Annotated in this window: 10 protein-coding genes; 4 read left to right on the plus strand and 6 right to left on the minus strand. The window is 60.8% G+C overall.

Annotation, left to right across the window (positions count from 1 at the left end):
- Window positions 1-159: 159 nt before the first annotated feature.
- Window positions 160-789 (plus strand): flavin reductase family protein, encoded by a 630-nt coding sequence (locus EJA71_RS26310; protein ID WP_095121359.1) that lies wholly within the window; start codon window positions 160-162, stop codon window positions 787-789.
- A 4-nt stretch (window positions 790-793) separates the two neighbouring features.
- On the opposite strand, the gene EJA71_RS26315 is transcribed toward EJA71_RS26310, so the two are convergent.
- Together EJA71_RS26315 and EJA71_RS26320 are read right to left on the minus strand one after the other, a co-directional pair.
- Window positions 794-1,036 carry a hypothetical protein gene (locus EJA71_RS26315; protein WP_158960874.1) on the minus strand — a complete coding sequence of 81 codons (243 nt, stop codon included), beginning with the start codon at window positions 1,034-1,036 and terminating at the stop codon, window positions 794-796.
- Window positions 1,037-1,080: 44 nt separating this feature from the next.
- A complete protein-coding gene (locus tag EJA71_RS26320) occupies window positions 1,081-1,434 on the minus strand; it encodes an antibiotic biosynthesis monooxygenase family protein (protein WP_158960877.1) in 354 nt (117 codons plus the stop codon).
- 397 nt (window positions 1,435-1,831) lie between these two features.
- On the opposite strand from EJA71_RS26320, the gene EJA71_RS26325 reads away from it, so the two are divergent.
- Window positions 1,832-2,761 carry an AraC family transcriptional regulator gene (locus EJA71_RS26325; RefSeq protein WP_158960879.1) on the plus strand — a complete coding sequence of 310 codons (930 nt, stop codon included), beginning with the start codon at window positions 1,832-1,834 and terminating at the stop codon, window positions 2,759-2,761.
- A 150-nt stretch (window positions 2,762-2,911) separates the two neighbouring features.
- On the opposite strand, the gene EJA71_RS26330 is transcribed toward EJA71_RS26325, so the two are convergent.
- Window positions 2,912-4,360 carry an aldehyde dehydrogenase family protein gene (locus tag EJA71_RS26330; protein WP_178113752.1) on the minus strand — a complete coding sequence of 483 codons (1,449 nt, stop codon included), beginning with the start codon at window positions 4,358-4,360 and terminating at the stop codon, window positions 2,912-2,914.
- Window positions 4,360-5,997 (minus strand): 5-guanidino-2-oxopentanoate decarboxylase, encoded by a 1,638-nt coding sequence (locus EJA71_RS26335; RefSeq protein WP_158960885.1) that lies wholly within the window; start codon window positions 5,995-5,997, stop codon window positions 4,360-4,362. Before EJA71_RS26335 ends, EJA71_RS26330 begins: the two co-directional genes overlap by 1 nt.
- A gap of 228 nt (window positions 5,998-6,225) precedes the next feature.
- On the opposite strand from EJA71_RS26335, the gene EJA71_RS26340 reads away from it, so the two are divergent.
- Window positions 6,226-7,107, plus strand: a complete 882-nt coding sequence (locus EJA71_RS26340) for a LysR substrate-binding domain-containing protein (RefSeq protein WP_158960888.1) — start codon at window positions 6,226-6,228, stop codon at window positions 7,105-7,107.
- A gap of 109 nt (window positions 7,108-7,216) precedes the next feature.
- On the opposite strand, the gene EJA71_RS26345 is transcribed toward EJA71_RS26340, so the two are convergent.
- Window positions 7,217-7,831: an NAD(P)-dependent oxidoreductase gene (locus EJA71_RS26345; protein ID WP_158960890.1), complete on the minus strand. Its 615-nt coding sequence runs from the start codon at window positions 7,829-7,831 to the stop codon at window positions 7,217-7,219.
- Between the two features lie 47 nt (window positions 7,832-7,878).
- Window positions 7,879-8,757, minus strand: a complete 879-nt coding sequence (locus EJA71_RS26350; protein ID WP_158960893.1) for an MBL fold metallo-hydrolase — start codon at window positions 8,755-8,757, stop codon at window positions 7,879-7,881.
- Between the two features lie 114 nt (window positions 8,758-8,871).
- Here EJA71_RS26350 and EJA71_RS26355 point away from each other — a divergent pair, with 114 nt between their 5' ends.
- Complete coding sequence (locus tag EJA71_RS26355) at window positions 8,872-9,777, plus strand: LysR family transcriptional regulator (RefSeq protein WP_218576493.1); 906 nt, start codon at window positions 8,872-8,874, stop codon at window positions 9,775-9,777.
- Window positions 9,778-9,839 lie beyond the last annotated feature (62 nt).

The raw sequence follows: 9,839 nt of genomic DNA on the forward strand, positions 1-9,839 counted from the left end.
TGCTCGCGATAGCGGTGGGTCAGTCAAACATCTGTCAACTGACACACCGCTATCGCGAGCAGGCTCACTCCTACAGGGGGTTCGTGTCTGACTGGAAATATGCGAAGCGTCCTTGCACTATGGCTGCATCCGAAAAGCAGCCTCAGGAATTCACCCGCCATGCCCGACGACATCCATTTCTACGAACCCGCCAACGGCCACGGCCTGCCCCACGATCCGTTCAACGCCATCGTCGGCCCGCGTCCCATCGGCTGGATTTCCTCGCAGGATGCCAACGGCCAGCTCAACCTGGCGCCGTACAGCTTCTTCAACGCCTTCAACTACATTCCGCCGATCATTGGTTTTTCCAGTGTCGGGCGCAAAGACAGCCTGAACAACATCGAACAGACCGGCGAATTCGTCTGGAACCTTGCCACCCGCCCGCTGGCCGAGCAGATGAACCAGAGCTGCGCGATGGTTGCGCCTGAGGTCAACGAGTTTGAATTGGCAGGGCTGACGACGGTCGCGTCAAAGGTGATTTCGGTGCCGCGAGTCGCCGAGAGTCCGGTGTCCTTCGAATGCAAGGTCACCCAGATTATTCAGTTGCAGCGCGCCGATGGCGAAACGGTGCCGAGCTGGCTGATCCTCGGCGAAGTGGTCGCCGTGCATATCGCCAAGTGGCTGTTGAAGGACGGCATCTACGACACCGCCGCGGCAGAACCGATTCTGCGCGGCGGCGGGCCGGCGGATTACTTCCAGCTGGGGCCTGAAGCCCTGTTCAAGATGTGGCGTCCGGGCGCAACCAAATAACGCGTTACCAGATCAACTCGGCGTCGTCAGTGACGCCCTTGAGGTTGTCCAGCTCATTGATGGCAGCCTCGTCGGCGGCAATGGCGCCGGGGAAGACCTGATCATTCAGCAGTCTGTGAAAGCGTGGTGCACCGCCATCGACCAGGGCCTTGACCGCGATTGCCGCGTGATAGCCCTTGTTGCCGCCCAACTCGACGGGGACGACTGCGGAAACTGCTTCGAAGTGTTCGAACTCTTTACGTGCCATGTCACACATCCCGGCTCAGACAAATTAAGCCGGACATTAAACCCTCAACCGACGAGTTTGTGTACCGGCGCCGGGCATTGACCGAGCGCTTGCGCCGCAGAAACATCCTTGAAGGTGTGGAAGTCGAGGCTGTTGACCACCAGCTCCTGCACCAGCTCGGCGAAGATTCCCATCGACGGGCTGTTGAAATAGTTGGTCATCATTTGCTGACTGCTCCAGAACCCGGAGACCAGCCACAACTCGGGATCACACTGCGATTGCTGCAAGGCAAAGCTCAGGCAACCGGGGGCGGCGCGGGACGGATCGATCAACGCGCTCAGGCGTACACCGAGTTCCGCCGAACGCCCGGCGCGCGCTCGAACGAAGGCCATATGACTGACGGGAATCTGCTTGGACATGTTCAACCCTCCCAGGGAGTCGCGTGGCAGCCGGGGGACGGGCTGCGACAGGATCAAAGGTTAAGGGCCACGCGCTACGCGCCGTTAGTCGATTCCTGCCGTCGCGTTGCACAATCCTGCGAGACTGCGCACAAGCGCTGTAAGAACCTGTAAAAGACCGTCACACCGCTGTCATACGGCTTTTGTGTAGGAGCCGCCGAAGGCTGCGATCTTTTGATTTTGCCTTGAAGATCAACAGATCGCAGCCTTCGGCAGCTCCTACAGGGCGGTAAGACGGCGGATGCGGAAACAATCCTGGGCAGAATCAGGCAAGCATTTCGCAGGATGTGTCTACCGCTGGCGCTTGCACAAACATATGCTCTGCTCCATTCCACCTCCCCTGCCGAGGATGCCGTGCATGACGTCATTCGATCGTTTTCAAGCCGAACCCACCGCTGACATGGAAAAGCAGCGCGCGGAACTGGCGGCGATCATCCGCCGCAACACCACCGACGATGGCAGCTACGAGACCGCCATCGGTTCGCTGTACATGTCGCGCCACACAAAATCCCACGACTTTGCCCCGGTGCTCGCGCAACCGGCGCTGTGCATCATGGCGCAGGGACGTAAAGAGGTGCGGCTGGCGGACGAGTTCTTCAACTACGACCCGCTGAATTACCTGGTGGTGTCGGTTTCGATGCCGCTGAGCGGGCGCGTGGTCAATGTCTCGCCCGAGGATCCGATCCTCGCCGTGCGCCTGGATATCGACCCGGCCGAAATCACCGCATTGATCGCCGACGCCGGCCCCATGGGCGTACCAACCCGCCCCACCGGGCGCGGTTTGTATGTCGAGCAGATCGACAGTTCGATGCTCGACGCGGTGCTGCGTCTGGCACGGTTGCTTGATTCGCCGAAAGACATCGCCATGCTCGCGCCGCTGATTCGCCGGGAAATTCTCTATCGCCTGCTGCGCAGCCCGCAGGGCCATCGTTTGTATGAGATCGCGATTGCCAATAGCCAGAGCCATCGCATCAGCCAGGCGATCAAATGGCTTAACGGCAACTTTGAGCAGCCGTTGCGCATTGATGATCTGGCCAAGGAAGTGAACCTCAGCGTCTCGACCTTGCATCACCGCTTCAAGGCGATGACCGCAATGAGTCCGCTGCAGTATCAAAAGCAGTTGCGTCTGCAAGAGGCGCGACGCTTGATGCTGGCTGAAGGGTTGGAGGCGTCGGCGGCGGGGTATCGGGTGGGGTATGAAAGTCCGTCGCAATTCAGCCGCGAGTACAGCCGATTGTTTGGTGCGCCGCCGTTGCGGGATTTGGCGCGGTTGCGGTTGTCTGTCTGATCCGGAAGCTACGGTGTGGCGGCTGGCCTCATCGCGGGCAAGCCCGCTCCCACAGGAATCGATGCCATGCATAAATTTTGTGCACACCAATAAACCTGTGGGAGCGGGCTTGCCCGCGATGAGGCCAGGCCAGCCAATACGCCTCTGTGATCAAACCGCCCGAATCACATGCTTGATCTCCTGAAACGCCGCCAACCCCCAAGGCCCCAGCTCGCGACCAATGCTGCTCTGCTTGTACCCGCCCCACGCCGCTTGCGGGAAAATCACCTGCGGTGCATTGATCCACACCATCCCCGCTTGCAAGGCATTGGCCACACGATCTGCCGCTACGGCGTCAGCCGTCACCACACTCGCGACCAAGCCAAACGGCGTGTCATTGGCCAGCGCAATCGCCTCGGCTTCACTGCTGAAACTGCGCACGCACAGCACCGGCCCGAAAATCTCTTCACACCACAATGCGCTGTCCAGCGGCACGTCAGTGAACACCGTCGGCTGCAAGAAATAGCCACGCGGCAGATCGGCCGGACGATTGCCGCCACAGAGCAAACGCGCACCGGCGCTGAGGCCACGATCGATGTGTCCAAGCACTCGCTGGTACTGCGCCTGATTGACCAGCGCGCCCATCTCCACGTCGGCATCGAACGGATCGGCCACACGAATCGCCTGCGCGCGTTTCTGCAAACGAGTGAGGAATTCCTCCTCCAGCTCCTCAGCAACCAGCACACGACTGGTGGCCGAACACATTTGCCCGGCGTTGAAAAACGCGCCGCCGCAGGCCAGTTCAACGGCGAGATCCATGTCGGCATCCGCCAACACCAGCAGCGAAGATTTGCCGCCCAATTCCAGGCTGACACCCTTCACCGTTTCCGCCGCGCGTTGCATCACTTGCACGCCGACCGCATTGCTGCCGGTAAAGGAAATCTTCGCGATGCGCGGATCCACCGACAACGGCGCACCGACCGCCAATCCCGTGCCGCAGACCAGGTTGAACACACCATTGGGCAGACCCGATTCGGCGATAATTGCCGCCAGTTCCAGCTCCGGCAGCGGTGTCACTTCCGACGGTTTCAGCACCACGCAGCAACCCGCCGCCAATGCCGGCGCGAGTTTCCACGCGGTGGTCACCATCGGGAAATTCCACGGCACGATCAACCCGACCACACCGCACGGTTCGCGGCGCAGGCGTGCGCTGAAATCATCGCTGGGCAGCGGCACGTTGCTGTCCTGTTTGGCGTCGAGGCCTTCGGCGAGTTCGGCGTAATACTCGAACGTGGCGATCACGTCGTCGACGTCGATGGCCGCTTCGAACTGCGGTTTGCCGTTGTTGCTCGATTGCAGGTTCATCAAATGCTCGCGGCCATTGCGCACGCCGTTGGCGATGTTGCGCAGGATCGCGCCGCGCTCGGTACCGCTGGTTTGCGACCAGTTCTTGAACGCTGCGCTGGCAGCCGAAACAGCTTGATCGACTGCGTGCTCGTCACCGCCATTGACCGTGGTCAGCAACGCTTCGCTGGCCGGGTTGATCACGCGCAAATGCTCGGGGCCGGCGGACCACTGGCCGTTGATGTAGAGGCCGTCGAGTGTGGTGGGGAAACTGATCATTGCGCCACTGCCTTCATCCATTGGGTCTGGTCGATTTCAATCAGGGTCGGGCCCTGACGATCGCTTGCACTGCGCAACGCGCTGCGCAGTTGGTCGATGCTGCTGATGGCTTCAGCCGCACAGCCGAGGCCCTTGGCCACAGCGACGAAATCCGGGGTGTAGATGTCCACGCCGACCGGCTCGATGGCGCGGTTGACCATGTATTTCTTGATCTCTTCGTAGCCTTGGTTATTCCACAGCAGGACGATCACCGGCACCCGTGCTTCGACGGCGCTGGCCAGTTCCGGCAGGGTGAATTGCAGGCCGCCATCGCCGATCAGGCACACCACCGGAGGGCGCGCACCCTGGTCGAGTTGGCCGCCGAGCCAGGCGCCAATCGCCGCGGGCAAGGCATAGCCGAGAGTGCCGTAACCGGTCGAGGCATTGAACCAGCGGCGCGGGTGATCGGGGTTAAACGTGAGGTTGCCGGTGTACACCGGTTGCGTCGAGTCGCCGACGAATACAGCGTTCGGCAGTTCATCCAGTACGGTGTCGAGGAAACACGTTTGCGCGAAGGTCGGCGCATCCCAGCCGGCGGCCAGTTCGGCGCGCAGTTTGCAGGCGCGGGCCTGGCCCCAATCGCTGCTGCGCTCGTCGAGTTTTTCCTGCGACAGCGTGTTCAGCAAGGCTTGCGCGGCGTTGCGCGCATCGGCCACCAGCGCCAGGTGCGGCGGGTAGTTGCGCACGGTCTGATCGGCGTCGATATCGATGCGCAGCAGTTTGCCGGGAATCTCGAAACCACCGGCGAAGGTGACGTCGTAATCGGTCTCGGCCAGTTCAGTGCCGATGGCCAGCACCACATCGGCCTCGGCGACCAGCGCGCGGGTGGCGACCAGCGTCTGGGTCGAGCCAATCAGCAGCGGATGATTGCCCGGCAGCATGCCTTTGGCATTGATCGTCAGTGCCACTGGAGCGTCGAGCAACTCGGCGAGTTTGGTCAATTCCGGCGCCGCGTCGATGGCACCGCCACCAGCGAGAATCAACGGACGTTTGGCTTCGGCCAGCAGCTCGCTCATGCGTTTAACGGCAGCGGGCGCAGCACCGGCACGGTCGATATTGACCGGCACACTGGCGAGCAAGTCATCGGCGTTTTCAACCAGCACGTCCAACGGAATTTCGATGTGTACCGGGCGTGGACGACCGGCCTGGAACAAAGCAAAGGCACGCGCCAGCACCACCGGCAATTCCGCAGCGGACATCAACGTGTGCGAGAACGCCGCGACACCGGAAACCAGTGCGCTCTGGTTCGGCAGCTCATGCAGCTTGCCGCGACCGCCGCCCAATTGGCTGCGCGACTGCACGCTGGAGATCACCAGCATCGGGATCGAATCGGCGTAGGCCTGGCCCATGGCGGTGGTGATATTGGTCATCCCCGGGCCGGTGATGATGAAGCACACCCCCGGTTTGCCCGCGGTGCGCGCATAGCCGTCAGCCATGAAACCGGCGCCCTGCTCGTGGCGAGGGGTGACATGGCGAATGCTCGAACGCGCCAGCCCGCGATACAGCTCTACGGTATGCACCCCGGGAATGCCGAACACCTGCTCGACCCCGTAACCTTCGAGTAACTTGACCAGTACTTCGCCACACGTCGCCATGTCGATTGCCCTTCTGCTCGCTGAATACACCGTGCTTTTCTGTAGGAGTGAGCCTGCTCGCGATAGCGTCATCACATCCAACATCGCAGTGACTGATCTACCGCTATCGCGAGCAGGCTCACTCCTACATAAAGCCCTTTAATGGCCTCATTGAACGGTCGGCCGGTAGCCGCAACAATCGATTAAAAGTCATACTAGCCATGTCCTTACGTCATACCTTGGATCCCCATGAAGCGCCTGCCTCCCCTGCCCGCCCTGCACACCTTCCTGATCACGGCGCAGTGCTGCAACTTCACCCGCGCCGCCGAGCAGTTGCACATCACCCAAGGCGCGGTGAGCCGGCAGATCGCCGGTCTGGAAGAGCATCTCGGTTATCCGCTGTTCATCCGACTGGCCCGTGGTCTGGCGCTGACCGCCGAAGGAAGGGAATGGCTACCGCGCGTGGAAAAGATCTTCGGGCTGATCAGCGAAGCGACCGAGCAAATCGGCCTGCAGCGTGAAACCCTGCAACTCAAGGCACCGAGCTGCGTGATGCGCTGGCTGCTGCCGCGCTTGCTGCAATGGCAGAAAGAACGCCCGGACGTGCCGGTGAAACTCACGGCATCGCTGCAACACGGCGTGGACTTTCAGCGCGAACAGTTCGATGCAGCGGTGATCTACGGCCCGCCACCCGATAACTCACCGGGCGCCTTGCACCTGTTCGACGAGCAACTGACACCGGTCTGTTCGCCGCTGTTGCTCAAAGGTTCGCCAGCGCTGAATTCACCGGCGGATCTGCAACAGCATCTGTTGTTGCATCCGACGCACGATATTCAGGATTGGTCGGTATGGCTCAATGCGGCTCAGCTGCAACTGAACAACATCGGCAGCGGCCAGCATTTTGAAACGCTGGATCAGGCGATGTCGATGGCGTCGCATGGGACGGGCGTGGCGATCGGGGATTGGTCGTTGATCGGCGATGACTTGCGCGCCGGGCGACTGGTGATGCCGTTTGATTTGAAGGTGAAGACAGGGTTGGCGTATTTCGTGGTGGTGCCGCCAGGAACCGAGCCATCGCCGCAACTGGAAGAACTGATGATCTGGTTGGTCGAACAAGCGCATACCCGCTGACCACAGAGATCCCCTGTAGGAGCTGCCGCAGGCTGCGATCTTTTGATCGTGATTTTAAAAACCGGATCAAAAGATCGCAGCCTGCGGCAGCTCCTACAGGGGGGATGTGTTAGTAGCCGACAGTAAACCGCTGACGCGAATGCTTCGGCGTTTCCACTTCGTCGATCAGCGCAATCGCGTAGTCGGCAAAAGTAATCCAGCTACGGCCTTCGGCGCTCACCAGCAAGTGATCCTGGCCGACGCGGAATTTGCCCGTGCGCTCACCTTCAACGAATTCCGCCGATGGCGACAAAAAGGTCCAGTCCAGTTCCTGCTCCTGACGCAACGCATCAAGAAAAGCCGCACCGGCACTGGCCTCGGTTTTGTACTCGGGCGGAAAACCCGCGCTGTCGATCACCCGAGAATCGTCCGGCAGCAACAACGAGCCGGCACCGCCCACCACCAACAGACGCTCCACACCGGCCCGCTGCACCGGCCCGACGATAGCGCTCGCAGGAACAGTAGCGAAATGCGCAGCGGTGATCACCACATCGTGACCGGCCAACGCATCCTGCAGCGCCGCCGCATCCAGCACATCGACATTCTTGCTGACCACACCGGCACGGGCGCCGATCTTCGCGGTATCGCGGGCAATAGCGGTAACGCTATGACCACGACGCAGGGCTTCTTCCAGCAATTGGCCACCGGCACGACCGGTGGCCCCAATGATTGCGATCTTGCTCATGACATTCTCCAGTTGGCTTGCGAGTGCTGCGTTTTTTCAGGTTCGGCTTACCACTGCATTTCGCCCTTGGCGACTTTCGCGCTCAGCTCAAGCGAGCTTTCCTCACCGAGTGTCGGGTAGCGCTTTTTCATCGCTGCGATCAGGGCGGTGGCGTCTTTGGCCTTGGCGGTTTCCTGGTCGAAAGCCTTAATGTAGTCGGCGGTGAATTTCACGCTGGCCAATGATCGGCGGCTGTCACCGAGGTAGTGACCCGGCACCACGGTGTTAGGCTTGAGGGTTTCGATCGAGTGCAGGGTTTGCAGCCAGTCGGCGTGGGATTGCGCGGTTTGGGTGTCGGCCATCCAGACGTGGATGTTCTCGGCGACCACCACGCCACCGACCACAGCCTTGAGCGAAGGAATCCAGACGAAACTGCGATCCGGCTGTTTGCCGTCAAGGCCGATCACCTGCAATTTCTGCCCTTCGAGGACCAGGCTGTCGCCCTTGAGCACGCCCGGGACGATGGTTTTGGCTGGCACGTCGGCGCCCATTTTCGGGCCCCAGAACGCTAGTTTGCCGGCGACGGTTTGGTTGATGTGATCAACGGTCGGTTGCGAAGCCAGCACCTTGGCGTCGGGGAAGGCCTGAGTCAGGGTGTCGAGGCCGAAGTAGTAATCCGGGTCACCATGGCTGATGTAAATGGTGGTCAGGTGCTTGCCGCTGGCGCGGATCTTTGCCACGACTTGCTCGGCCTGGGATTTACCGAATTGCGCATCGACGAGGATCGCGTCTTTCTCGCCGCTGACCAGCACTGAAGTCACCGGGAATATCGCTTCGGTGCCAGGGTTGTAGACATCAAGGGTCAGGTTGGCAGCGGCAGCATGTGCCGCAAAACCCAGTGCGGCGCTGGCGAGTAAAACGCGTTTGATTAGGGTGAAGCCGATCATCTGTTGCTCCGGTGTCCGAATGCCGTGCTTGGCGATGGGACAGAGCTTAGTTGCCTGACTCAGTACAAAAAATGCGATGCTTGAACATAGTTTGTTTCTGAAAGCGGGCAAATCATGGATCGTCTCCAGGCAATGCGGGTGTTTGTGACAGTGGTGGACTTGGGCAGCCAGTCAGCGGCGGCGGATCACCTGGACCTGTCACGCCCGGTGGTTTCACGTTATCTGGCGGAGCTGGAAGACTGGGTCGGCGCGCGGCTGATGCACCGCACCACGCGCAAATTGAGCCTGACCGCCGCCGGCAGTGAAACCCTCCCGCGCTGTCGGCAGATGATCGAACTGTCGAGTGACATGCAGGCTGCCGTCAGCGAATCTCACGATGCACCGCGCGGTTTGCTGCGGATCAGCGTCAGCACTTCGTTTGGTCAGGCACAACTGGCCGATGCGATGGCCGCATACGTCAAACGCTACCCGGGTGTCAGCATCGATATGCAAATGCTTGATCGCACCGTGAATCTGGTGGATGAACGCATCGATCTGGCGATTCGCACCAGCAATGATCTCGATCCCAACCTGATCGCCCGGCGTCTGACCGTATGTCGCTCGGTAGTGTGCGCCGCGCCGGCTTATCTGCAAGAGCAGCCGATGCCTTCACGGGTGGAAGACCTGAGCCGCCACAACTGCCTGACGCATTCGTATTTCGGCAAAAGCCTGTGGCATTTCGAAGAGAATGGCGAACCGGTTTCGGTGCCGGTGCAGGGCAACATCAGCGCCAACGAGGCCAGCACGTTGTTGCGTGCGACGCTGGCCGGCGCGGGGGTGGCAATGCTGCCCACGTATCAGGCCGGGGTGCATATTCACAGCGGTGAGCTGGTGCGTCTGCTGCCCGATGCCGAGCCCCGGCAGCTGAACATCTACGCGGTCTACGCCTCGCGCAAGCACATGCCGGCAGCGCTGCGCAGCATGCTGGATTTTTTGGTGCAGCGGTTTCCTGAAAATCCGCAATGGGACGTGGGATTTTAAAAGTCAAAAGATCGCAGCCTTCGGCAGCTCCTACATGGATCGGTGTAGGAGCTGCCGAAGGC

Source organism: Pseudomonas sp. PB106 (genome assembly GCF_009764645.1).
Lineage (GTDB): Bacteria > Pseudomonadota > Gammaproteobacteria > Pseudomonadales > Pseudomonadaceae > Aquipseudomonas.